This is a genomic window from Megasphaera hutchinsoni, from assembly GCF_001553405.1.
GTDB lineage: Bacteria > Bacillota > Negativicutes > Veillonellales > Megasphaeraceae > Megasphaera > Megasphaera hutchinsoni.
In genome coordinates, this window is record NZ_KQ960953.1 from 1 (window position 1) to 25,614 (window position 25,614).

General features: G+C 37.3%; 30 protein-coding genes and 1 tRNA gene. 4 read left to right on the forward strand and 27 right to left on the reverse strand.

The window, feature by feature from the left end; all coding sequences use genetic code 11:
• Positions 1-90: 90 nt before the first annotated feature.
• From HMPREF3182_RS05700 to HMPREF3182_RS05740, 10 genes are all read right to left on the reverse strand, one after another.
• On the reverse strand, positions 91-1,380 hold the full coding sequence (locus HMPREF3182_RS05700) for a dicarboxylate/amino acid:cation symporter (RefSeq protein ID WP_062486101.1): 1,290 nt from the start codon (positions 1,378-1,380) through the stop codon (positions 91-93).
• Between the two features lie 289 nt (positions 1,381-1,669).
• Positions 1,670-2,197, reverse strand: a complete 528-nt coding sequence (locus tag HMPREF3182_RS05705; RefSeq protein WP_062486104.1) for a nitroreductase — start codon at positions 2,195-2,197, stop codon at positions 1,670-1,672.
• A gap of 100 nt (positions 2,198-2,297) precedes the next feature.
• Positions 2,298-2,666: a 50S ribosomal protein L7/L12 gene (rplL, locus tag HMPREF3182_RS05710; protein WP_007393258.1), complete on the reverse strand. Its 369-nt coding sequence runs from the start codon at positions 2,664-2,666 to the stop codon at positions 2,298-2,300.
• Between the two features lie 52 nt (positions 2,667-2,718).
• Positions 2,719-3,276 (reverse strand): 50S ribosomal protein L10, encoded by a 558-nt coding sequence (gene rplJ / locus HMPREF3182_RS05715; protein WP_007393259.1) that lies wholly within the window; start codon positions 3,274-3,276, stop codon positions 2,719-2,721.
• A 168-nt stretch (positions 3,277-3,444) separates the two neighbouring features.
• Positions 3,445-4,161, reverse strand: coding sequence for a 50S ribosomal protein L1 (gene rplA, locus HMPREF3182_RS05720; protein ID WP_062486107.1), 717 nt, complete (start codon positions 4,159-4,161; stop codon positions 3,445-3,447).
• Between the two features lie 55 nt (positions 4,162-4,216).
• The gene (rplK, locus tag HMPREF3182_RS05725; protein ID WP_007393257.1) at positions 4,217-4,642 is read right to left on the reverse strand and encodes a 50S ribosomal protein L11; all 426 of its coding nucleotides are present in this window, start codon (positions 4,640-4,642) and stop codon (positions 4,217-4,219) included.
• An 87-nt stretch (positions 4,643-4,729) separates the two neighbouring features.
• A complete protein-coding gene (gene nusG / locus HMPREF3182_RS05730; protein ID WP_007393261.1) occupies positions 4,730-5,269 on the reverse strand; it encodes a transcription termination/antitermination protein NusG in 540 nt (179 codons plus the stop codon).
• A 13-nt stretch (positions 5,270-5,282) separates the two neighbouring features.
• Positions 5,283-5,513 (reverse strand): preprotein translocase subunit SecE, encoded by a 231-nt coding sequence (gene secE / locus HMPREF3182_RS05735; RefSeq protein ID WP_007393262.1) that lies wholly within the window; start codon positions 5,511-5,513, stop codon positions 5,283-5,285.
• A 37-nt stretch (positions 5,514-5,550) separates the two neighbouring features.
• Complete coding sequence (rpmG, locus tag HMPREF3182_RS07485; RefSeq protein WP_071777862.1) at positions 5,551-5,700, reverse strand: 50S ribosomal protein L33; 150 nt, start codon at positions 5,698-5,700, stop codon at positions 5,551-5,553.
• A gap of 184 nt (positions 5,701-5,884) precedes the next feature.
• Entirely contained in the window at positions 5,885-6,070 is a 186-nt protein-coding gene (locus HMPREF3182_RS05740) for a ferredoxin (RefSeq protein ID WP_062486110.1), read from the reverse strand.
• Positions 6,071-6,152: 82 nt separating this feature from the next.
• On the opposite strand from HMPREF3182_RS05740, the gene HMPREF3182_RS05745 reads away from it, so the two are divergent.
• Positions 6,153-6,228: transfer RNA gene (locus tag HMPREF3182_RS05745), tRNA-Thr, on the forward strand.
• Positions 6,229-6,300: 72 nt separating this feature from the next.
• On the opposite strand, the gene HMPREF3182_RS05750 is transcribed toward HMPREF3182_RS05745, so the two are convergent.
• Entirely contained in the window at positions 6,301-6,750 is a 450-nt protein-coding gene (locus HMPREF3182_RS05750) for a SoxR reducing system RseC family protein (protein WP_062486113.1), read from the reverse strand.
• Positions 6,751-6,886: 136 nt separating this feature from the next.
• Here HMPREF3182_RS05750 and HMPREF3182_RS05755 point away from each other — a divergent pair, with 136 nt between their 5' ends.
• Genes HMPREF3182_RS05755 through bioA form a run of 3 tightly spaced genes read left to right on the forward strand, consistent with a single transcriptional unit; the run spans position 6,887 to position 9,496 of the window.
• The gene (locus HMPREF3182_RS05755; protein ID WP_062486115.1) at positions 6,887-7,453 is read left to right on the forward strand and encodes a biotin transporter BioY; all 567 of its coding nucleotides are present in this window, start codon (positions 6,887-6,889) and stop codon (positions 7,451-7,453) included.
• Positions 7,454-7,466: 13 nt separating this feature from the next.
• Positions 7,467-8,141, forward strand: a complete 675-nt coding sequence (gene bioD / locus HMPREF3182_RS05760) for a dethiobiotin synthase (protein ID WP_062486118.1) — start codon at positions 7,467-7,469, stop codon at positions 8,139-8,141.
• Positions 8,142-8,143: 2 nt separating this feature from the next.
• On the forward strand, positions 8,144-9,496 hold the full coding sequence (gene bioA, locus HMPREF3182_RS05765) for an adenosylmethionine--8-amino-7-oxononanoate transaminase (RefSeq protein ID WP_062486120.1): 1,353 nt from the start codon (positions 8,144-8,146) through the stop codon (positions 9,494-9,496).
• Here the strand turns inward: bioA and HMPREF3182_RS05770 are convergent.
• From HMPREF3182_RS05770 to HMPREF3182_RS05845, 16 genes are all read right to left on the reverse strand, one after another.
• The gene (locus tag HMPREF3182_RS05770; protein ID WP_007393142.1) at positions 9,493-9,777 is read right to left on the reverse strand and encodes a glutaredoxin family protein; all 285 of its coding nucleotides are present in this window, start codon (positions 9,775-9,777) and stop codon (positions 9,493-9,495) included. The genes bioA and HMPREF3182_RS05770 overlap by 4 nt on opposite strands.
• A 198-nt stretch (positions 9,778-9,975) precedes the next feature.
• Positions 9,976-10,929, reverse strand: a complete 954-nt coding sequence (locus tag HMPREF3182_RS05775; RefSeq protein WP_007393239.1) for a lactate/malate family dehydrogenase — start codon at positions 10,927-10,929, stop codon at positions 9,976-9,978.
• Positions 10,930-11,014: 85 nt separating this feature from the next.
• On the reverse strand, positions 11,015-12,322 hold the full coding sequence (locus HMPREF3182_RS05780) for an L-cysteine desulfidase family protein (RefSeq protein WP_062486123.1): 1,308 nt from the start codon (positions 12,320-12,322) through the stop codon (positions 11,015-11,017).
• A 25-nt stretch (positions 12,323-12,347) separates the two neighbouring features.
• Positions 12,348-12,992 (reverse strand): helix-turn-helix transcriptional regulator, encoded by a 645-nt coding sequence (locus tag HMPREF3182_RS05785; RefSeq protein ID WP_062486126.1) that lies wholly within the window; start codon positions 12,990-12,992, stop codon positions 12,348-12,350.
• Between the two features lie 94 nt (positions 12,993-13,086).
• Positions 13,087-14,289 carry a [FeFe] hydrogenase H-cluster maturation GTPase HydF gene (gene hydF, locus HMPREF3182_RS05790; protein ID WP_062486129.1) on the reverse strand — a complete coding sequence of 401 codons (1,203 nt, stop codon included), beginning with the start codon at positions 14,287-14,289 and terminating at the stop codon, positions 13,087-13,089.
• Positions 14,276-15,496 (reverse strand): nitrogenase component 1, encoded by a 1,221-nt coding sequence (locus tag HMPREF3182_RS05795; protein ID WP_062486132.1) that lies wholly within the window; start codon positions 15,494-15,496, stop codon positions 14,276-14,278. Before HMPREF3182_RS05795 ends, hydF begins: the two co-directional genes overlap by 14 nt.
• The gene (locus tag HMPREF3182_RS05800; RefSeq protein WP_235808659.1) at positions 15,487-16,824 is read right to left on the reverse strand and encodes a nitrogenase component 1; all 1,338 of its coding nucleotides are present in this window, start codon (positions 16,822-16,824) and stop codon (positions 15,487-15,489) included. Before HMPREF3182_RS05800 ends, HMPREF3182_RS05795 begins: the two co-directional genes overlap by 10 nt.
• A gap of 1 nt (position 16,825) precedes the next feature.
• Positions 16,826-17,581, reverse strand: coding sequence for a nitrogenase iron protein NifH (locus HMPREF3182_RS05805; RefSeq protein ID WP_007393156.1), 756 nt, complete (start codon positions 17,579-17,581; stop codon positions 16,826-16,828).
• Between the two features lie 30 nt (positions 17,582-17,611).
• Positions 17,612-18,616 (reverse strand): hydrogenase expression/formation protein HypE, encoded by a 1,005-nt coding sequence (gene hypE, locus HMPREF3182_RS05810; protein WP_062486138.1) that lies wholly within the window; start codon positions 18,614-18,616, stop codon positions 17,612-17,614.
• Positions 18,617-18,618: 2 nt separating this feature from the next.
• Positions 18,619-19,668, reverse strand: a complete 1,050-nt coding sequence (hypD, locus tag HMPREF3182_RS05815) for a hydrogenase formation protein HypD (RefSeq protein ID WP_062486141.1) — start codon at positions 19,666-19,668, stop codon at positions 18,619-18,621.
• A gap of 1 nt (position 19,669) precedes the next feature.
• Complete coding sequence (locus HMPREF3182_RS05820) at positions 19,670-19,876, reverse strand: HypC/HybG/HupF family hydrogenase formation chaperone (RefSeq protein WP_062486144.1); 207 nt, start codon at positions 19,874-19,876, stop codon at positions 19,670-19,672.
• A gap of 52 nt (positions 19,877-19,928) precedes the next feature.
• Positions 19,929-22,220 (reverse strand): carbamoyltransferase HypF, encoded by a 2,292-nt coding sequence (hypF, locus tag HMPREF3182_RS05825; RefSeq protein ID WP_062486147.1) that lies wholly within the window; start codon positions 22,218-22,220, stop codon positions 19,929-19,931.
• A 3-nt stretch (positions 22,221-22,223) separates the two neighbouring features.
• Entirely contained in the window at positions 22,224-23,255 is a 1,032-nt protein-coding gene (locus tag HMPREF3182_RS05830; protein WP_062486150.1) for a nitrogenase component 1, read from the reverse strand.
• Entirely contained in the window at positions 23,252-24,556 is a 1,305-nt protein-coding gene (locus HMPREF3182_RS05835) for a nitrogenase component 1 (protein ID WP_062486153.1), read from the reverse strand. The genes HMPREF3182_RS05830 and HMPREF3182_RS05835 overlap by 4 nt, the downstream gene beginning before the upstream one ends.
• 3 nt (positions 24,557-24,559) lie before the next feature.
• Positions 24,560-25,327 carry a nucleotide-binding protein gene (locus tag HMPREF3182_RS05840; RefSeq protein ID WP_062486156.1) on the reverse strand — a complete coding sequence of 256 codons (768 nt, stop codon included), beginning with the start codon at positions 25,325-25,327 and terminating at the stop codon, positions 24,560-24,562.
• Positions 25,328-25,338: 11 nt separating this feature from the next.
• Positions 25,339-25,587, reverse strand: a complete 249-nt coding sequence (locus tag HMPREF3182_RS05845) for a TM1266 family iron-only hydrogenase system putative regulator (protein WP_007393163.1) — start codon at positions 25,585-25,587, stop codon at positions 25,339-25,341.
• Positions 25,588-25,614 lie beyond the last annotated feature (27 nt).

Consider the following 25,614-nt stretch of genomic DNA (forward strand, 5'->3'; position numbering starts at 1 on the left):
TAAAGCTTATTTAGTATATCTTACTTTTATTCTACTGTCAAGACATTTTTATGTAAAATAAGTGAAGACTACATGCCTTCACTTATTTTACTACTCTTCTATTAATTTTCCTTTTAAATCATGATCTGTCATTGCACAAACTACCGAATCAGACCATACATTTTCTGCGGTTTCAATCATATCGATAATAGTATAAATAGGTAAAATAATACCCATAATACCTATCGGTGCTCCGACTGAAGACATTAATGATAACGTCAAAAAATAGCATCCCATCGGAACTCCTGCATTACCAATTGCTGCGAAAACAGCAATAAACAACCACAAAATCATTATAGGCCAAGTAAGAACTACGCCCCCATTCTGTAACAAAAATAAAGATGTCACTAAAATAAATGCAGCACATCCATTCATATTAATTGTCGTACAAATAGGTAAAACAAATCGAGATACTTCAGGATTTACATGCAAATTGTTTTCCGCTGAAGCTAATGTAACCGGTAGAGTTCCCGCTGAACTCTTAGAAAATAAAGCAACGGCGATCGCTGGTAACATATTTTTAAATACATGAAAAGGATTTAAGCCTCGAGCAAGTAAATACAGCGGCAAAACAATGAAAAATTGTATCATATTTCCCATAATAATAACCAGCGTGTATTTCCCCAATGCGCCAACTAAAATACCGGCAGCGATTTGTGCAGAAAGTTGAGCAGAAAAGGATAAAATCCCAAGCGGTAAAATCCATAACAATGCACGAATTAAAACAAATAAAACATCTTGTAATCCTAAAATAGCTTGTAATAATGCTTTTTGATGCTCATTTTTAGGCATGAACGCCAAGGCCAAGCCAATGGCTGCAGAAATAATCATAACAGAAAGTACATTACCATCTAAAAATGGTTGTATGATATTATTAGGAATAACCGATAAAAAATGTTCATAATATGATACATTAACCAATTTTTCTGGCACACGTTCCACCCCTGCATGAACTAAATCTAAAGGTAGGTTTCCTGGTCTAATAAAAATAAATAAAATTAATCCGATGAAAGCAGAACAAACAGTTGTTAACAATGTATAAGTAACCGCGTGTGCAAAAATACGGCCCGTATTTCGTTTACCACCTAAAGCTGCAAGGGTTGTAATCACTGCCAAAGATATGGTTGGCAAAGCAATAAACTGAAATAAACGAGTAAATACGGTTGCAATAAAAGCAAAAATTTGATCTAATACACCATTTCCTAATGTTCCCAAAATACCACCGATAATCAAAGCAAGTATCCAAAGTGCTAACCGCTTACCTTGATGATTTTTATAACTTTGGTGAATAATGTCTTTAGCTTGTTTATTTAGCGTAACATGTGGCTTTATATCTACCATAAAATCCCTCCTACTAAATAGTATTGTTTTATACCAATAATACCCAAAGAGAGAAGTTAACTTCTGTAAAACATAATTTTATTATGTGCTTTTTAGCATATAATTTATTGTAATAATTATCACTTACTATATAGTATTTGCCTTGAGTATAGTGCTATACTACCACTCTCAATATCATATGTCAACCGCATTATTTTGTACTTTTTAATACAATTAATTGTTGAAAAATTGACGATATGTTAACTTATATAAAATAATAAAACTTGTAGCAAAAAAGCTACAAGTTTTATTATTTTATATAAACAACTCTATTGGGTTTACGCGGTATATCGCCCGGTACTCCTCCGTCGACATAGCCTAAAGCGCAATGTCCAATACCTTCATAATCCCCTTCTATCCCCCATTGTACCAATAACTGTTTTCCTTCTGCTGTATCAAAAACCTCTCTAGCACGATGAATCCAACAACTTCCCACACCCAATGCATGTGCTGCCAACATCAAATTTCCCATCACCAAACTTCCATCATATACCCCATTAGGAAACGTCCGATCTGCTAAAACTACCAATATAACAGGTGCTCCATAAAAAGGATCTATTCCTTCTGGTTTTCCCCATGCTTTTCTATTTAATTCTCTTAATTGCTGACATATGACTGAATTAGTTACAGAAACAATTTTAGTCGCTTGTCGATTCCGACTACTCGCAGCATATAATCCCGCCTGAATAATTTCTTCTAATTGTGCTTCTGGTACCATTTTATCAAGAAATTTTCGAATACTACGCCGTGTTTTCATTGCCTCCATTATGTTATTCATATAACCATACTCCTTTATGCTTATTATTTTTTATTATACCAAATTATAAATAATAAAAAAAAGCCTCGACCTATAAATAGAACGAGGCTTAAAAATAAACTTATTTTAATTCAACTGTAGCACCGGCTTCTTCAAGTTTAGCTTTCAAAGCTTCTGCATCAGCCTTTGCAGCACCTTCTTTTACAGGTTTAGGAGCACCGTCAACTAATGCTTTAGCTTCTTTCAAGCCAAGTCCAGTAGCTTCACGAACTACTTTAATAACATTAATTTTCTTATCGCCAGCAGCAGCAAGAATTACATCAAATTCGCTTTTTTCTTCACCAGCTGCACCACCAGCTGCAGGAGCAGCAGCTACAGCTACAGGAGCAGCAGCGGATACACCAAATTTTTCTTCCATATCTTTCACGAGTTCGGAAAGTTCTAATACAGTCATACTTTCAATGGCTTGCAAAATTTCTTCTTTAGTCATTTTAAATTCCTCCAAATAAATATATTATGAATTAAATTCTAAGATACATACATTATGCACTTTCTTGTTCAGCCTTCTTAGCCCGTACCGCTTCAAATGCATATACGGCATTACGAATATTGCCTTGCAATACATTGACCAATCCAGAAATAGGTGCTTGCATACTGCCCACAATTTTTGCCAAGAGTTCTTCGCGACTTGGCAAATTAGCCAATGCGTCTACGGCTTTTGCATCAACAACTTGACCGTCTGCAATCCCTACTTTTACCGTAATGGCTTCTGTTTTAGTTTCTTTAATAAATTCTTTAAGAATTTTAGCTGGTGCCACAACATCTTCCGTAGAATAAGCTAATGCTGTTGGTCCTTCTAAAAATTCACCTAATTTATCATAACCAACTTCATTGGCAGCAATACGAGTTAACGTATTTTTAATAACCTTATATTCCACATTTCCAGCTAAAAATTTACGACGCAGTTTTGTGACTTCGGCTACCGTTAAACCTGTAAACCCAACTAAGACTGCTCCTTTTGCAGATTGTAACTTTTCTTTCATATCTGCTACTACGGCCGCTTTTTCAGGTGAAACCTCATGTTTTGCATACATAGACATATTCTTTAATACACCTCCTCATTTTAGGATTTATATCATCTTAGCACAAAAAAAGGCCTCATATAAGAGGCCAACTAGTACATCATTAATTAAAACACTAGTATCATAGCCTCAGATGGCGGACTTTCGTCCATTATACATACCTTCAGTCTACAGCTAAGAGAGATATTAATTTTCTTCCGCTTTAATAACGCCTTTTACGCTAAACGGATTAATTCGAACTCCCGGACTCATCGTAGAGCTCACCGTGATCGACTTAATATATTGTCCTTTAGCACCCGCGGGTTTTACTTTTACCAACGTATCTACTAAAGTGGTTAAGTTTTCAACCAATTTATTTACTTCAAATGATTTTTTACCAATGGGAGAATGAATATTGCCCGCTTTATCTGTACGGTATTCAACTTTACCAGCTTTACTTTCTGATACAGCTTTTGCTACGTCCATCGTAACAGTCCCCACTTTTGGATTCGGCATTAATCCTTTTGGACCTAACACCTTACCTAAGCGTCCTACTTTTCCCATCATATTAGGGGTGGCAATAGCAACATCAAAATCTAACCAGCCGCCTTTAATTTTTTCAATTAAATCTTCTCCCCCAACAAAATCTGCACCTGCATCTTTTGCTTCTTTCTCTTTTTCCCCTTGAGCAAATACTAAAACAGATTTTGTTTTACCTACCCCATGGGGAAGAACCAAAGCACCACGGACCTGCTGATCCGCATACTTGGGGTCTACATTTAAATTAACTGCTAATTCTACCGTTTCGTCAAATTTAGCAGTATCCATTTTTTTGATAATATCAATTGCTTCTGCCGGATCATATTGTTTATCTCTTTCAAACAATTTTACGGCTTCGGCATATTTTTTACCTACTTTAGCCATCTAAAATCCTCCTCTGTGGTTTAACGGGGGCCTCCCCTTCCACGCCAGCCTCTACTTAGTCGACAACTTCAATTCCCATGCTACGTGCTGTACCTTCAATCAATTTCATAGCTTGATCCACGTCGTTAGCATTTAAATCGGGCATTTTTGTCGTTGCAATTTCGCGAACTTGATCGCGGCTAACTTTAGCGACTTTCTTTTTATTCGGTTCTCCCGATGCCTTTTCAATGCCAGCTGCTTTTTTCAAAAGAACAGCTGCAGGCGGAGTTTTCGTAATAAAAGTAAAAGAACGGTCATCATATACAGTTATTTCAACTGGAATGATATAACCAGCCTGTTTTGCTGTGCGTTCGTTAAATTCCTTTACAAACGCCATAATATTTACACCCGCTTGGCCTAATGCCGGACCAATCGGAGGTGCTGGAGTTGCTTTGCCTGCTTCACACTGAAGTTTTACCATTTTTGCTACTTTTTTTGCCACGGTGTATTACACCTCCTTACATTACAAGATGTGGTAAGCGAATTTTCATTCTCCCACTCACGAGAATATTCTCGTATTAAGAAGTATTTATTCCAGATTATTCTCAATTTGAGAATAATCGACTTCAACGGTTGTTTCACGACCAAACATATCAATGAGACCTTTAATGGTTCCCTTTTCTTCATTAATTTCTGTAACAGTCGCCACAAAATTTTCAAATGGACCAGATGTAATGCGTACTTGTTCTCCTATCTCAACAGAAATCTGTACTTTAGGTTCCTCATCTACCCCTTGAGTTTTCAAAATATTTTTAACTTCCGCCTCATTCAAAGGTGTAGGCTTTGTTGCTGAGCCGACAAATCCTGTAACCCCGGGAGTATTACGAACAACATACCATGAACGATCATTGACTTCCATTTCTACAAGGACATAACCTGGAAATATTTTACGCTTAACAATGCGTTTTTTTCCGTCCTTCATATCCACTTCATCTTCCATTGGTACTAAAATCCGATGTATTACATTTTCCATACCCATTGATTTTACTTTCCGTTCCAATGTGGCCATAACCTTGTTTTCATAGCCGGAATACGTATGAATAACATACCATTTCATTTCATGTTCCATGCGTGCGAGCCTCCTATCCGACAATTAAACGGAGTATATTAAATATACGTGAAAACACTCCATCCGAGATGCCCATAACAGCCATTACAATCACTGTTGTTACTACTACCATAATAACGTAGTTAATCAATTCTCGTCTTGTCGGCCAAATGACTCTTTTCATTTCCGCTTTTACGCCTTGAAAAAAAGAATTGTTTGGCTTTTTCTTATTCTTTTGTGCTGTTTTTTTAGCTACACTTGCCATATTCCCTCTCGCAATCAAATAAGCATAATAACCCTTATTATTTTGTTTCTTTATGTAATGTTTCCTTTTTACAGAACGGGCAGTATTTTCTTAACTCTAAACGATCTGGATTGTTTTTCTTATTCTTGTTCGTTTGGTAGTTACGTTGTTTGCACTCTGTGCATGCCAATGTAATCGCTGTACGCATTCCTTACACCTCACTTAAAAATACTTACAAGCTTTCTTGCTTGTCTAAGACTGCTTTTATAATTTATCACAAGCTATCAACAAAGTCAAGCGAATGTATGCAACTTAAAAAAGCTAGGTTGCTTCACGTACCTAACTTATTTTAAACATACCATTTTTTTCTTTCTCTGTCAACATGCTCTACATCATTTTATAATAGCTCCAGTCGGACAACAACTGCGAGCATCTTCTAACAATTCCACCGTTGCTTCATCGTTCACAATATTTTGTATACATATATGTTTTGCTTCTGAATCATAAAAAAACACCATAGGAGCAATTTGCACACAATAATAACAAAGCACACACCTAGATGTAATCTTATACTCCATACCGATTCCTCATTTCTCCTTCAATGTTCCTTTGCAATGTATTGACAAAACTAGTTTTAAATATTATACTAAACAAGTACTTGCCACTTTAGCTCAGCTGGTAGAGCATCTCATTCGTAATGAGAGGGTCGTTGGTTCAAATCCAATAAGTGGCTCCAAAAACTCCTTTTATGAGGAGTTTTTTTTTTGAATAAAATAAGTAGGAGAGCGTAGATGCTCTCCTACTTATTTTATATATCTTCTTCCATCCCATCATTTTCTTCTGATTCTAAAATCTTACAAATACAAGGTCTAGAATCTACCATAGCAGAAATATTTCGATCTACTAACTTCCAAAATCCCATAGATACTAAAATGCCGATAATAGCTCCTCCTATCGCACAAAGAACCATATTATATCCTAATTCTATACCAATACCATAGCCACTACCTACTCCCACAGCAATAAATAACAAAGGCAATATAAAACATAAAAAAGATCCATAAATTAAATGGCTATCTTCTACATGATACTGTATATTTTCGCCTTTTTGTGCACCAATTTTATTATGTGCTGTAATAACCACTCGTTCTGCACCAAAGCAAGACCCACACACTACATATACACTATCTTTATTCACTCTAACTTTAGCCAACCCATCTTCTAAAATTTCTTCTATAATTCCTTCTCCAACACGCATATTATCCTCCTAATCAAGTATCAAAATCGGTTATATTGTTAACTTAGATTATAGTAGTAAATGTTGACATATCTTTTTTTTATTCGTATACTAATAGGCAGAAAAATCATACTTTCAAAAAAAGGAGTGTCTTTTAATGAAAAACACATCAACAAACTCTTTATCAAATCCAAGATTACTAGTATTTATTGCTATCTTCACCGCGTTAATAGCTATCGGTGCTTTTATTCGTATTCCCGTTCCCATATGTCCATTTACACTTCAATTATTGTTTACTACATTAGCTGGACTATTATTGGGTAGCTATGGTGGTGGTCTTGCCGTAGGACTCTACATTATATTAGGTCTTTTCGGATTACCTATATTTACTGCCGGTGGTGGTCCTGCATACATCTTCCAACCTACCTTTGGTTATTTACTCAGCTTTATGCTTGGTTCAATTGCCATTGGTTATATGTCTAGGCGAATATCCCATTGGTCATTTATTAATTTATTTTTTATTAATATCGTAGGACTTTTAATTGTCTACGCTGGTGGAATGGTATATCTATATGCTATAACTACCTTATATTTAGGCCAGGAAATGACACTGTGGTCATTATTTTTATACTGCTTTATTCTAGCCGTTCCTGGCGATATTTGCCTTTGTGCATTAGCTGCCCTAATTGCCAAAAAATTACATTTCAATAAGTTAATTTTATAAAAAGGAGTCTATTATGTCTAATAGATTATTCATAACCGGAACAGGTACTGATGTAGGAAAAACCTATATAACTGCCCTATTAATCAAAACACTTCGCCAAGCCAATTACAATGTTGGCTATTATAAAGCCGCTATTAGTGGTGCTACGTCGCTATATGAAAGTGATGCAGGCTACGTAAACCGTATCGCTCAAATCAACGAACCCGAAAGTATGTTAGTTCCTTATCTTTTTCAACATGCAGTTTCTCCTCATTTAGCAAGTAAACTAGAAAACCGACCAATTGAAAAAGAGATAATTTTAACTGGCTGGCGGCAAGTATTATCTACCTATCCGTATGTAACCGTAGAAGGTAGTGGCGGAATTATTTGTCCTATTCGTCATGATTCTACTCAATCCTACTATTTAGCCGACATTATTCGTTGGCTGCATATCCCATCTATCATTGTTGGGCCTATTGGGCTAGGTTCTATCAACGCCTTTGTCTTAACTGCCCACTATATGAAATCTTATAATCTTCCTGTAAAAGGATTTATTGCCAACTATTATCATGACACCTTGATGGAAAATGATAATATCGCACTCATACAAGAATTAACGCAATTACCGCTTATCGCCAAAGTTCCAGAAAATGCCCAATTACTTGATGCAGATATAACTAAACTAGCCGCCTTATACGAAGGAGTATAACCATGTTATCAACGAATTTAACAATGCTAGATAAGATGCACATTTGGCATCCAGCACAACAAATGAAAGACGGAGAAGTCTTCCCCCCTATTATTATTGATCATGCCAAAGATTGCTATTTATATGACAATGAAGGTAAAGAATATATTGATATCATTAGTTCTTGGTGGTGTAATTTACTTGGTCATTGTCATCCTGAAATCAATGCAGCTATAAAAAAACAACTCGACACCTTGGAGCATGTTATTTTTTCTAATTTTTCCCATGAACCAGCAATACGACTTTGCCAAGCCTTATTACCACTTTTACCTGAAGGGTTAACTCGTTTTCAATTTTGTGATAACGGTTCCTCCGCCGTGGAATGCGCCTTAAAAATGGCTTTTCAATATCAATTACAAATTGGACAAACCCATCGAACAAAATATATGTGTCTAAATAGTGCCTACCACGGAGAAACCATCGGTGCTTTATCCGTGGGTGCGATGGATTTATATGCCCGTTTATATAAGCCTCTATTAATGGAAAATATTCGCATTGACGGCTTAGACTGCTATCGATGTCCTTATCATAAAACACGCACGACTTGTCAATGTGAATGTTTTGAATATGCGGAACACGCATTTGATCTACACGGGCAAGACACGGTTGCCCTCATCGTTGAACCATTATTACAAGGTGCTGCCGGTATGCGGATGTATCCGCCTGCCTATTTAACAAAATTAAAAGAATTGTGTGCGGCCTATGGCGTATTATTAATTGACGATGAAATTGCAGCGGGTTTCGGTCGAACGGGAACAATGTTTGCCATTGAACAAGCCCATGTAAGTCCCGATATATTATGTACTTCTAAAGGACTAACGGGCGGTTATTTACCCATGGCTTTGACGATTACCTCCGAAAAAATATATCAATCATTCTATGCTGATTACAATAAGCACAAGGCATTTATGCATAGTCACACCTATGCTGGCAATCCACTAGCTTGTACCACGGCTGTAGAAGTATTAAAAATACTCAACCGCGATCAAGTAATAAAAAAATCAAGAGAGAAAGCACTTTATTTACATACTTGCTTAAAAAATCGTCTAAAAGATCATCCCAATATAGGGGAAATACGTCATATAAATATGATTAACGCCATCGAATTAGTACAAGATAAAAAAACAAAAAAAGCTTTTAATTCCACGCGAAGGATCGGTTGGCATATCTTTAGAAATGCCATGAAAGACGGACTCGTTTTACGACCTATCGGCGATGTCTTATATTTTAATCCTCCCTTAATTATATCAAAAGAAACATTGCGTATTGCTGTCGAAAAATGTGCTACCGCTATAGAGTCAATCTTACCGTATTAACCCTTTTTTGACACTTTATCTAATGCAGCTTTTACAAATGCCTTAATTTCATCATATGTTTGTCCTGGCTGAGCTTCATATAATTTTTCCTGTTCCCAATACATAACAGGTACATACGTATAAACATACCCTGTAACCATTTCAGGTTCTTGCATTTCTTCATGCCATTCCACCATAATATCACGATACTCATCATATTCATTTTTTAACTCTTGTAATGCTTCCTTAGCCTTTTTGCAATAAGGACAGTCCGTTAAATAAAATGCCATAATTTTTTTCATATTGTTCTCCTTATACATCAACTGGTCATGATTACATCATGACCAGCTTTTTTTTATTATACATTTAATTATAAATATCTTTTATTATTCTACATTATAAAATACTATACCAATGTAGTCAAGATATGCTGATAAAAAAGAAAGAGCAATTTAACCTTTCCCTATCAAGTTACTTTATCATACGGTTGATTTATCCCATTACTGCACTTCATCGGCACGTTTTAAAAATCCCTTGATAATCTCACACGTGTGTACAAACGCTTCTTGTTCTTCCGCTGTCAAAGGTATTTCAAGTACTTTTTCAATCCCATTTTTTCCTACTATACAAGGAACCCCAACAGCAACATCAATTTGTCCATACTCTCCTTTTAATGCCACCGAACAAGGATGCATTCTTTTTTGATCACCAAAAATATCCGCCACTAATTGATTGACTACATTAGCAATCCCAAACTCAGTGCATCCTTTATTTTCAACTTCCATATCGCCAGCCCAACGAACTTCTTCTTGAATAGTCTGTTTATCCAAAACATCTTCAGAAAACGCATCTTTGTGAATATGCAAAATAGGGGTGTTGCGTAAATATACATGCGACCACACAATAAATCCCGAGTTTCCGTGTTCACCCATACAAAATCCATTGATATCCCGTCGATTAATACCCGTACGTCTGGATAATACCCGTAATAAACGATATGTTTCTAACCCTGTACCAGTACAAAAACAACGTTTTCTATCCCATCCCATTTTTCGTCGGATATATTCACAAATAATATCGGCGGGATTAGAAATACTAATCATGATACCTTTAAACTGTATGCTTTTCAAATGTTTAATAATATCATTAGCCATACGAATAGAATCATCAAATAAATCCAATCTATTTTCACCAGCACGACGACTACGCCCAAATGCCAGAATCAAAATATCCGCATCCTCTATATCTTGATAAGTACCTGCCGCAATAGAAACAGAATAACCACACAAAGCTCCACTTAAGCAATCATCTATATCCATTGCTTGTGCGACAGCTTTTTCTTTTACGCAATCCAATAAAACAATCTCATTTGCTGTTCCTGCTTGAGCTAAACTCAAAGCAACATGAGATCCTACATGACCAGCTCCAATTACAGCAACTTTTCTTTTTTGCATAATATCCACCTCACCATCTCCGTTATGCTTATTGCTATGTATATTATACCACCTGTATCCTATACATACAGCCTATATAGTATGCCTACACTTTCATTTTATTTTTATTTAACATGATATGTAGAATTTCTTCATCCGTTTGCTTCATACCAGAAGTAGCCAATATACCTATATTACGAATGCATTCATCCACATCAAACGCCACTACCCCATCATGCCCACTGACACGGATCCCTTCCATCGCTAACAGCACCGCTTTAAATGCGGCCGCACTCGCCGAGGCGACTTTCATAGAACAACTATTTGCTGCACCATCACAAATCATGCCAGATAAGTCCCCCGTCATATTACAGATCGCATTACAAATAACCGAACGTTCATGTTTTTTAGAAAGTAGCCAGGCCATACCAACGGCTGCACCTATACAAGCCGTCATCGCTGCACAAAGTGCCGATAACTTAGGCAAAAACGCATGAGCATAAATAGCCGTAGCATGAGATAAAACCATAGCACGCAACCGCTCTTCCGTAGTGGCGTGTACATAATCAGCCACCACAACAACAGGCATCGTAGCAGAAATTCCTTGATTTCCCGAACCAGAATTGGTCATCGCCGGTAACTTGGCTCCACCCATTCTAGCATCGGAAGCACCTACCGTACGGATAATAACATTTGATTGTAAATCCGTTCCCATAAGACCACTTTGTTGCTGCTTCATTAAGGTTGCACCAATTTGCAATCCATATTTTCCGGCCAGACCTACCTGTGAAAGTGTTTCATTCATATCACCCGCTTCAGCTATAAATTGAATCGCTTCTATCGGCACCTGTTCTGCAAAATCAATAATCTTATTTATCGTCAATGACTGTAAAAATGCCTCTTTATTTTCCTTGTCATTCGTATCATCTGCTGATTTTTGAAATAAAACATTCCCGTCTTTTTCTATATATATAACATTTGTGTGCCTATCAGAAATACAAACTTTGACGCAATGTGCTTTCCCTATAAGAACCGCTTCTGCATATAACACATAAGGCACATCATAGGCGATATCTACAGAAACCAATTGCTGTTCAACCATATCTATAGCTTTATTCACATGATCTTGTGTAATGCCTTCTAAAACCTGTAAATCAGCATTAGGATTTCCCCCTAATGCCCCTACTGCCGCAGCAATATATAACCCTGGTCGACCCGTACCAGGCACCATCACCCCCATTCCATTCTTCATTAAATTAGGTGATACTCTTGCTTGTATACGTACTACCGGTTCTTGTAACTTACTAGCTGCCACTGCTGCAGCAAATGCTAACGACACAGGTTCCGTACATCCCGTAGCTGGAACTACCTCATCATGCAATATATCAATTATTTTTTCCCAATCCTTTTTCATCCTCATCACCTCTTATGCCCCTATATTACCGTATCTGTTGTAAATATCTATAAATGGTCGGTTCTGATACAGATAAATGCCGTGCTAAAGCACTAATTCCCCCTTTTAATAAAAATAAACCATCATGATTTAATTGCTTTGTAATTTTAATCCGTTCCCCCACAGATAATCGCTTTGCCTCTATTTCATAAGGTGCTAATCGTTTCATAATCATAGCATCTATTACACTTTGTGCATCCGTATTAAAATTTTCACACGCTCGACTTTGTTTTTCCATAAAATCTACAGCTAAAGGACCTAATACCAACTTATCTAATACATCTCTTATATCTAAATAATTCTGAATATCATAATTTAGACATAATACTCCGATGACCTGTCCTTTCGCATTCCGCAAAAAATAAGATGACGATCTAAATTTTCGACCCGTTTTACTTTGACTCCAATAATTAACTACCCAGTTTTCATGCTTCGTAACCTCATTTTTTAATAATTTTAACGTAAAATCCGTTAACGGTCCCCCTACTTGTCTACCACTAACATGACCATTTGCAATAGCTACAATCGAATGTTCTAAATTCGTCACATCATGCAAAACAACTTCACATTGTTTACCTAACGCATTACCTAAAAAATGCACTAACGGAATATATTCTGTAATAGATTTCATCGCACCTTACCTCTTTATTATGATAATAAAATTTTATCACTAAAAAAATGACGCCGTCAAGACAACGTCATTTTATTTTTTATAAAAATCATCTTTATTTTATTAATTTTTGCAATTCAGGAAAAACACTTAAGCTTCTGCCTAAAATACCTTTCATATAAGCAATTGCTGTGCCATAATTTGTAATGAATACACCTTGTCGAGTTGCTTTTTCCATGCGATGTTGCAATTCCCTACTATTCAGCATACACCCGCCACAATGAATAATTACATCATACTGATCTAAGCAAGACGGAAATTCATTTCCCGAAGAAGTATGGATATGTAATTTTTTTCCCGTAAACTCTGCTATCCACCGCGGTAATTTTACCGTACCAATATCATCGCATTGACGATGATGTGTACAACCTTCCGAAATTAACACATTATCACCATTTTGAAGATGACGAATCTTTTCTACGCCACGAATAGCCGTTTCCAAAAAACCTTTATGTCTAGCCATAAGAATGGAAAAAGAAGTCATAGGAATATCTACCGGTGTTACTTGTGCGACTAATGAAAATACTTGACTATCAGTAATCACCATATCTACTTTATATTGCAATTTTTTTAACGTGGCTTCTAACATCACATCTTGTACGACCAACACGGTACACTGTGCATCTAATAATTCTCTAATCGTTTGTTGTTGCGGTAAAATTAACCGTCCCTTAGGTGCGGCCGTATCAATGGGAACCACCAAAAGAATAAATTGTCCGACCGTTACGATATCCTTCACAATAGGATAGTCTTCTTCTTTAGGCTTCAATTGAATAAGCCTTTGTTTTACTTCTTCTACACCTTCCCGTGTAACCGCACTTACATACACCGCCTTATCATCGCCATGCTTCTGATAAGAAATCACTTTATCAGCTTTATTGTATACCAATAGATAAGGAATATTTTTTTTATGAATAAGCTCAATCAACTTTTTTTCTAAATCCGTCATGCCGAGCGTAGCATCTACCACCACCACCGCTATATCCGTTTGATGAAGTACCGCTTCGGTTCGCTCTATTCGTTTTTTTCCCAATACACCAACATCGTCAAACCCCGGTGTATCAATTAACATTACTGGACCTAACGGTAAAATTTCCATCGCTTTCTTCACTGGATCCGTCGTCGTCCCTTTTACAGCGGAAACAATAGAAACAGTTTGCCCTGTAATAGCATTGACTAAACTTGACTTTCCCGCATTTCGTCGCCCAAAAAAACCAATATGAATACGTTCTCCCGACGGCGTTTCATTCATTCCCATGTCTATTCACACTTTCTATATAAGTCGCAAAAAAATCATTAAACGCTTTCATTAAATTAGGTATGTCATCTTGATACATACGACCTGAAAAAGCCTCATGACCTAAGGGTACAAACGTAGCAGATGACGGTATAATCGCTTTATATAATGGGTCTGCAATAATCATTTTATACGACTGTAATCGTTCCATCAATTCCCCTTCTGAAGTAATCTGCCAATCCGTTTCAAGAAGCGTTCCTTTTGCTGGTGTAACGGGACAAAATACATCCATATGTTGACCCGTGCATTGCTCCCAAGCAGCAGCAATAGATGTAGCATATACACTTTCACCAAGAATTACATGCTCACCCTTTTTTTTTGCTCTTATCTCTACTAATGGATATTGTACACGCTTCGTTTCTATTGCCTTATAAATCGCTTTTTCTAACACCGACTGTATCGGATATAAAGGAATGCCTACAACATACGGTTGGGCAAAACGTTGCTGCAATATCTTTGCAGCCCTTTCCCCTCCATATGAAACAACTAAATTTACATCAGCCATGGCAGAACCTATAATTTCTTCATAAACACTTCCCATGGACCAAATAGATGTCACGACTAATCCCATCCTCGTTAAACAGCGTCGAAGTGCCTTTTCACTACCATTAAGGGCAAAATCAAGCGGTGTCATACCAATTATATTAATCTTGTTACCTTGTCCTGTGCTAGCAAAAGAAGGCTGCCACGAACAACAAGTAGATGGCGTTTTGGGTGCCGTAACTAATCGTTCCGCAATCATCGCATATGCCCATGAGATACCTTTTTCATACGTATTCATGCTATTCGTTGTTGCCCAAAATACTGGTACCTGTGCTTTTTCTTCAATAAGCTTTGCCATTCCCTTAAAATCCGTTCCCATCATTAACGGTACAGGCGTACATAACAACGTAATAAATCGTGGTTTATATGTATCCGCCGCTTGTAAAACATCTTGAATCATTTTCTCTTCATTGCCTAAAACCGCATCTTTTTCAGTCAGTCCCGTAATAAAAATTAAACTATCTGAATGATACCAACGTGGTTCATCATGTGTTGTATACGTAGAATTACACCCAGAAGGATCATGAATAACCGTCATTCCACCCAATTCAAACAACGCCGAACAGACCCCAAACGTATCTGCCGAATAAGTCGAAACACGACTTACGACTTCTTTCATTGACATAATGTACACCCCCACCCTTTATGTTGAATAACCTCTTCCGCTCGCTGTTCCTGACGAACTGCTTCAGATAATTTTTTCGCTAATTCAATAATACCTGCAAAATCTCGTAAGCCGCCACCTTCTACAATGTTCACAAAATGACTAGTTCCTGTATAATAAGCCGCCTTTTGCCCAATAGCTATATATTCCGATTGACCTTTTTCCACCTGCCCTTTCATATTCACATGCCGAACTGAGTAAATCATGACATCTGGATAATGCATCTGTAAAAACGAAACATCGGCCGCTTCATCAGCACTGGCTACATCACAATATATACGGTCTACCAAAAAACCATGTTTTAACAACAACCTAGCTAAAGAAAATGGTCTACTTACAGCCGTAAAATCAATGGCAATAGGTCTATCTTGCACCACTTGTAATGCCCCTAACAAGGCTGCATCACATTGTTTTTTTTCTTGCTCATACGCAGGACATGGAATGTGAAGTTGCATTGCTACTTGTTGTAAATGCTGTTCTATTTCCTCATAATTCCACGAATTAGAAATATATAGTTGTGCTTGTCCTAATCGTTGTTCTAAGGCATCCAACGCTACATGAGCTAATGGTTCTTGCCCAATATTTAATATACTAGACCCCATTTTTTGATATTCATCATACGTTTTACATGTCGGCAATTGATACACATGATATCCATTTTGTTGTAACAACTCATATAATTGACAAGTGTTCAGAATAGGTAAATTGCTACCAATTATATTAATCGCCAAGGGATCTTTTTGTTGTGGTTCAATTAAACTATAAATTTGCCTTCGTGTACGCATTTCCGCTGTTAATTTTGAATTACGCCGAATGGGATCCATCCAACAAAGAACAAATTTTGTTTCTTTATATAAGGTTGTTAGTTGTTTACATATTCCTCGTAAATCGCATCCCATAAAATGATGCACACACGAAGGATATAAAAAACAAGCGGTCGGCATACTTGGTAAGCGTGCTAAGATTTCTCCAATACCACGAATAATAACATCTTCCATCGTACCATCGAATAATTGTTTTTCTTCTATAACAATAGAAGAAAAACGTGATAAAGCCCCCATTTCTGCAGCTGTCAATACAACCCCACGCAAACATCCTAATGCACAAATATAAATTTGATGTGATCCAGGCACTAACATATTCGTATGCACAATATTCCATGTACCTCTTGCGGGCGGTGAATATTGCAACCCATCATAAAAAAAAGTAGGAAAAGATGCGTCTTTTATAGGAAGAACAAAGCAATTTTTTTGCTTTTTTTCTGTTTCTTGAACATGTACTAACATCATCTCACCTCAACGCATCTTTATATATTGCCTGAGCTAACACACGATATTCTTGTGCCATCTTACTTTCAGGAAATGCTTCAACAACTGTTTTTTTTAATTCTTCGGCTTTCGTTACGGTTTCACTGCGATCTAATATACCCAAAATAGGTGCTTGTATTTCCTGTGCTAATTCATTAACCTTTCTTTCTTCGTGATGTACATTGCGTTTATTTAAAATAAGGCCACCTAATCGAGCATACCCACGATCACGAAAACTATGTATGGCCATAGCAATATTAGCGGCTGCATAGATAGCCATATTTTCCCCAGACGTAACAATATAAACTGTATCAGCATAACCATTACGCATAGGCATAGAAAATCCACCACATACAACATCACCTAATACATCATAAAAAACTACATCTGGTTGATAAACATCATACGCACCTTGTTCTTCTAACATCTCTAATGCGGCAATAATCCCTCTACCTGCACAGCCTGTTCCAGGTATAGGTCCCCCCGCTTCTACACAAACAATATCTTTATACCCTAAAGTAACCATTTTTTCTAATGGTACATCATCTTCATATTCACGAATTAAGTCAAGTACTGTTGATATTTTTCCCTTTCCATGTAACGTAGATGTCGAATCAGCTTTTGGATCACAACCAATTTGCATAACTTTTAATCCCATATCGGCTAACGTTGCGGACATATTACAAACCGTTGTCGATTTGCCAATCCCACCTTTACCATAAATGGCTATTTTTCTCATATAATATACTCCATATCTATACCCCAGCCCTTAACATATGCGAGGTAATAATTCCCCCCGCGGTGGAGGTAACATCGTTTTCGTACCAATTTCTGTTTCCATCACAACATGGCCTACCAATTCATCTGTTACGCGTCCAATAATAGCCGTTTCTTCACCATGTGGCGAATGACGTAACGTATCTAGAACCTTCATTGCTTGTTCTTCTGGAACAATAATCACCATACGCCCTTCACAAGCCAAATATAACGGCTCTAAACCTAATAAACCACAAACACCACGAACAGAAGGATGAACAGGAATTGCTGTACTTTTCAAACAAATACCTACTTGGCTTTGTGCAGCAATTTCATATAATACTGTACCCACACCACCGCGAGTGGCATCTCGAATGACGTGAATATCCCTTGTTGCTTTTAGCATATTGTCTACTAACGACCATAATGGTGCACAATCACTAGTAATTTCTGCATCAATACCAAATTTATTTCGTGCTAACAATATCGTACATCCATGGCGACCGATATCACCAGTAACCATAATCACATCACCTGGTTTTGCTTTTGTCCCCGAAAGGGATAATCCTGGTGTCACTTTACCTATTCCCGTCGTCGTAATAAATAATTTATCAACCTGTCCCTTACCCGCAACTTTCGTATCACCTGCAACAATCAAAACCCCTACTTCTTTTGCTGTATCTTCCATAGAGGTAACATACCGCTTTAAATCCTCAACAGGCAATCCTTCCTCAATAACCATAGCACAAGATAAATACATTGGTTTAGCTCCCATACAAGCTAAGTCATTGACCGTACCACAAATACTTAATTTTCCTATATTTCCACCAGCAAAATCTGGGGGGGAAACAATAAAACCATCGGTCGAAAAAGCTAACTTTTCCCCTGGAATAGGTAGTATAGCTGCATCATCTCCTGTAAATAAGGGATTATAAAAATGTGCCTTAAAAACGCTTTCAATTAACTCACTTGTATGCTTTCCACCTGCTCCATGTGCCAAGGTAATAAATTTTTCCATAATTATATTCCTCCATATTGATAATATGCTGAACATGCACCTTCTTGCGAAACCATACATGCACCAATCGGATGATCCGGTGTACACCCTTTACCAAAAACACTACATTGCGGTGGTCTACATTTTCCCTGCAATACGTCACCACAGCGACACAACGGATTAACTTTTCCTTTTAACGTAGGAATTTCATATTTTTTACGAGCATCATATAAAGCAAATACGGGGCGTAACATCAAACCCGAAAGGGGAATAACCCCTAATCCACGCCATTCTGAATCACATGGCTCCATCACTTCAGCCATTAATTTCTTACCTTCAATACTTCCTTCACGTGTAACCACACGCGGATAACAATTAACAAAAAATGGAGTCCCCTTGGGATACTTTGCTAAAATAACGGCAAAAGCCGTCATTAACTCTTTACTCGTAAAACCAGCTACAACTCCAGATACCCCTCGTTTCACTAATGCTTCCGCATACTCCGTACCCATAATAGCATCAACATGTCCTGGATATAAAAATACATCAGCACTTCCCTGTAACGAATTATAAGCCATCGGCATAGTCTTATTTGCCGTTAATAAGGAAAAATTATTTATATGTTTTGCGAAAGCTTGTTTAACAGCTAAACAAGACGCCGGTGTAGTCGTTTCAAAGCCTACGGCTAAAAAAACAACCTCTTTATCAGGATTTGCTAAAGCATAATCATAAGCATCAATCGGAGAATAGACAATTTGAATATCCGCCCCTTTACTCCGTGCATCGGCCAAACTCATATGCGTACCTGGTACACGCAATAAATCGCCAAATGTACATACAACTACATTCTTCTCTAAAGCTAACCAAAGTGCTTCATCTACATATTCAATCGGAGTCACGCAAACGGGGCACCCTGGTCCTGAAATAAGTTCAACTTGCGGTGGTAAAATTTGTCTAATTCCTAACTTAAATATTTCATGCGTATGTGTTCCACAGACCTCCATAATACGAATAGGCGGTCCATCATAGCCCTGAATAATTTCCAAAGCCGTTCTTTTTTTTTGCCCATCCATCTTACAAATCCTCCAAAATATCGTCCGTTTCATCCGTTTCATTATTCGTAATTTTAGCAATAGCCATGCCAGCATGCACCATGACATAATCGCCCGGATCTAAACTGGAAATTAATGCTGCTGAAATTTCCCGCTTTACCCCCGAAGCATCTACTAAAGCCATTCCATTTTTTATATTAATAACACGTGCTGGTAATCCTACACACATACTATCCCTCCTAATTTATCGACATACATTTTCCTAATTATAAATAAATTATTTAATCATGATACATTGCATATACCGCTTGTCCTAATGCTAAGCCACCATCATTCGGTGGAACTAAACTATGTTTTAATACCAAAAATCCTTCTTCTACTAAAATTTGTTCGCACAATTTTAATAGTAATGTATTTTGAAATACCCCACCCGTAAGAACGACCGTCTGTAACTTTGTTTCCTGTCTTGCAGCTAAACATGCACCTCCTACTAATCGGGCAATATATACATGAAATTCAAAGGCTAACTGTTCTGCCGCAACGCCTTCCCCTATTTTTCGAATCAAATAAGTAATAAAAGAATTAACATCTAATATCCGCTGAGATTGACAAACTTTAGGTAATAACGGTTTTACAGCCTCTAACGGATGTTTTCTTTCCCATCTCATTGCGGCAAATTGTAACTTCATCGCCCCTTCTCCTTCAAACGTAGATATACGACAATATCCCAGTATCGCACTAACCGCATCAAAAATACGTCCCATGCTAGTAGAAATAATACTATTAATTCCTTGATCTGCTAAAAACAATTGCGCATTTAACGCGTTATCATCTCCTTTCGTTAATCGCCATAAAATATCTCGTATCTCCTTACGCTTTTCTTGCCCGTATAAACTATCTAATATGCTAACAGCTATCCGCCATCCTTCCTTAGAGGCGATATCTCCCCCCCTATGCCAAAAAGGAGATATAAAAGCAAATCGTGAAAACCGATGTACATCACAAAGTAAAATTTCACCACCCCAAATAGTTCCATCTCCCCCATAGCCAGTACCATCAAAAGAAACGCCAATGACATTATCGGTATACCCATTTTCCGCCATACAAGAAAGAACATGGGCATAATGATGTTGTACCGATATCACCGGAATACCTAACGTTTCTGCTACGGCTCGCGAATTATAGTTAGGATGTAAATCACAAGCAACTACTTGAGGCTTCGCTTCTAAAAGAGTCGTTAATCTCTGAACAGATTCTTTTAAAACGGTCATCGTTCTAGTATCGCTCATATCCCCTATATATGGAGATAAGTAATATAAATTATATTTTCCTATACAAAAACAATTTTTTAACTCGCCCCCAATCGCGAGCACTTCTTTATTTTTGCGTTTTCCCAGAAAAAAAGGCAATGGTGCATATCCCCGCGATCGACGGATCATATAAGGCTTATCATCATACCAATCCATTACCGAATCGTCAGCCCTCAACCTAATATGTCGATCATGAGATAAAACTAATTCACACAATCCTTGCACTTCCGTACGAATATCCTCATCCGTTCTACAAATAGGTGCCCCTGATTGATTGGCACTTGTCATAACCAATATATCAGGCATAGTTAACCCATCATCATATGTAAACAACAACAAATGTAACGGCGTATAAGGAAGCATTACTCCCACCTTGGGATTATCGGGAGCGATAGATGGGGCTATTTTTGAATTTTCTTTCTTTTCTAATAATATAATTGGCTTTTGATGTCCATCTAAGGTTTCTTGAACCGATAATGGAACGACACATTCTCTCATAGCAACAGCAAGGTTTTTCATCATAACCGCAAAAGGTTTAACTGGTCTATGTTTCACTTTACGTAACAAAGACACCGCCTGTTCATTCGTACCATCACAGCAAAAATGAAATCCTCCCAATCCTTTTACCGCGATAATTTTTCCAGCACAAATAGCTCGTCGTGCTGCTCGTATAGCGTCTTTATTTTTTTCTTGCCTATCCAATATATATACTTGAGGGCCACAATTAGGACAGCAAACTGGTTGGGCATCATAACGACGACTATGAGAATCAACATATTCAGCTGCACACTCATGACACATAGGAAAATCATTCATACTCGTTCGTTCTCTATCATATGGCATGCCCTCTAAAATCGTTAAACGTGGCCCGCAAGCCGTACAATTAATAAAAGGATGTAAATATCTTCTATTCGATGGATCAAATAATTCTTTTTGACAAGTAAGACAGGTAGCAATATCAGGAGAAACAAAAATATCTCCTTCTTTCCGTTCACTTTCAACAATTGAAAAACAAGTATATGCAGAAACATCTATCGTTTCTACTTTAACCTGCAAAATAGACGAACGAGCTGGTGCTTTGTCTTTAAGGTCTTTTAAAAATTGTTTTTTAGCAAATTCATTTCCTTGAATTAATATTTCTACGTAAGACCCTTTGTTACAAACTGTCCCTTTTAACTGATATTTCATCGCGATGCGACTAACAAAAGGACGAAAACCAACGCCTTGAACAATTCCAACCACACATACTCGCTCCGTTTTCATCCTTTACTCCCTTCCCGAAACAGCAAAATGAGGATAATCAATATAAACACCTGTAAAATGCGGGATAGCTCGTTTAAAATAAATATCACCAATAATTACATCAAATGAGCCCTCCTGTACTAACTGACAAAAATCATCTTCTTCTTTAAGATAAATATGAGGAAATGACAACAACTCTTTTTTTGCCATAAACCAAGAAGCCGTTATAACCTGCTTTGCACCTAAGGCACGTACTTTTTTTGCCATATCCAAAGCCGCTACTTGCTGATGTACAATCAAAACAGATTTATCTTGCAATACTATATCATTAGTAAGAAGATTATCATTACCAAAATACCGACATTCATAAGGAATCCCAAATATCTTATACACATACTGTGCTGCTTCTAAGCCGGCTGGAGATATAACTATATTCTTCGTTACCGCACCGGCCTGCCGATAATCATCTAAACAATCAAATAATACTACTTTATCAACCGCATCTTTTTGTAATATATCTACTATTTTATTTCCATCCATAGGATGCATAAATTCTAACGGAATCGCTCCCCATACACCCACCATGTTTTTTTTTGGTACAGCTAAAGGTTCAATGAATTGTGAACAAACGGCTTTATATGCTGCTTCCATTCCTTTATCATATAACCCCATACCCGTTGTATCGACTGTAATAACGGGAATAGATACCTTCTTCGCAATCATTCTTTTTAAAGCTTGATAATCCGTACCAATAACCGATGGTACAGGTGTCCCAACAATAGCAATAAAAGCAGCTTGCACATGATCTACGGCTTGACATATTTTCGCTACCAATCGATCATCTCGTCCCATAATAGCATCCATATCACGAAGACCCGCACTAAATACCGCACTTTTGCGACCACTAAACCATCTCGGCTCATCAAAACCACAAATATTGCCAGCACATCCTCCTGCATCACAAATCACAACAATGCCTTGTAATCCATAAAAAACAGAGGCCGCCCCCGATTGGTCAGGAGCAAAGGGCGAGATATATTTCCATAATCCTTTCATGCTATATTCCTTTCTCTAAGGGAAAATTGTATTCTTTTTAATAAAGAAATCACCCCAGCATACCCAAAGGGCTGGATATCTTCGTCCCAATGTACATGCACTGCATGTGGATGATAATAGGAACAATCTTTACCTATCGTTACATCAATATGTTCATGTCCATCCTCATAATAAATCATGCTAGGTGATAAATTAGAATACACTTTTGTAAGCGGTGTAAGCTCTGTTAAATGCCGGATATATACATAATCATTTTCTGAAATGTTAGCAAAAATTTCTTTTACCGCAAAACCATATTTAGTAAGTGCTAATGCCATTTCATAAGCATTGCCATTTTGCATTTCCCCAATCGAAACACGAATACCAGCACAACGTTGTTTTATTTCAGAAACAATTTCCTTTGCTTGTTCCCACCAAGCGGTGTCTTCGACAGAAACTCCCAATGTACGTCCCAAAGCCTGATACTGTGTATGTATTTTAGCGACTTGATACAAACGAGTTAATTCAATACTAGGAATGCCTAATCGTTCCTGCATATCCTGTGCCGCTAACCGAGCTTCGGGATGTAAAATAATATTAAAATTAGCTTGAGATAAGGTTTTATATGAATCATAATCCTTGCAACGAGCTAACTCATGAATAGTATGAATTCCCATATTTTTTAATAATTCATATAGTTCACAATCGTCCTGTAAAGGTGAAAAATAACCAATTAAATTTACAGTTCTTCTATTTCTCGTTTGTTTTTCCAACAATGAATATACGGCACGCCGTACATCTACCATAGGCGGTTTACGACCTTCTCGCGTCAATGCATACATATAGCAAGGAACAACAGGCACCCCTATTTTTTGCGTCGCTTTTTTACATACCTGTTCCATGTCGGTTCCCAATAATGCATCGACACAGGTCATACAAACCATAACAACAGATGGACAGACCGTTTGAGTTGCTAATATTTCTTCTATCGCACTTGCTATCTTCCGCAAATGTCTACCTGTTACAATATCTGTTTCATCCATTTGATAATAAAAGAACCGCTCACTATATCCACCCATTTCACTCAATATTGTCGTATTACGGCCACAGCATCCTGGCCCAATCAACAACATAATCGAACCCGGTATAGCTAATCCTGCACGTTTCACGCCAAAGCCTTGTGCTCCTGGCGAATTAAAAGCCAATGCAGCTGGCGAATTATATATTAAATGTGATGAAGAAATAAGTTCCTTTGGAATATTCGCACTCCCTAACTGTGCTAATTCTTCAATGGTTATACTATATGGTATTAATGGTTTCATATCTTACCCTTTCCTTACACTATCATTACTACTTAATAACGTTGCTAAGGCAATAAACTTTTGACTGATCATAAGATTGACATCTACTTCAATCACAGTTTTTCCCTGTTCTTCAGCATGATTGATATCATCACTACGCGGAATATCTGCAACAATCGGAACCTCAATTTGTGAAGCAAAAGCGTTCACCTTTTTTTCTTCATCTGGCACGTTACGCCGATTTAAAACAATTCCTCGTACGCTCGCATAACTACGATCAGCAAAATTTTTAACTGCCATCGCAATATTATTTGCAGCATATAAAGCCATTTTCTCTCCCGATGTAACAATCAATACATCATCAGCATATCCTTCACGAATCGGTGCTGCAAAACCGCCACAAACTACGTCCCCTAATACGTCATATAAAACAATATCTGGCTTATATATTTCAAATAAACCTAAATCTTCTAATAAATCAAACGTAGCAATAATACCTCTTCCAGCACAACCTAAACCAGGTGTAGGTCCCCCTGTTTCAATACATAAAATATTTGCATATCCTTTACAAGAGATATCTTCTAATGATTGTGGATCTTCATCGTGAACACGCATATATTGCATTACCGATTCCAATGGCTTTCCACCCAATAAATTAAAGGTAGAATCAGCTTTAGGATCACAACCAATTTGAATTACTTTCATACCTTTATACGCAAAAGCCGCCGACAAATTACTCGTAATCGTTGATTTGCCTATGCCGCCTTTACCATACACAGCAATTTTTAACATACATCCTCCCTTTAAGGCATAGGCGGATAAATTGTTTTCGTACTTACATCTGGAAGCATACCTAATTTTCCCGATAATGCACTAATGATATTCTGCGGTGCATCAACAATAATACTAATCACATGCACACCTCTCTCATGATAAGGAATGCCCATCCGTCCAACAATATATTCTCCATACTCATGTAAAATTTCATTTAATTTTTCCGTAATATTACGCTTACCTACAATAATACCAATTAATGCTAGTCTAGTATCCATCAAATATACCTCCAAAAAAAAGACTCC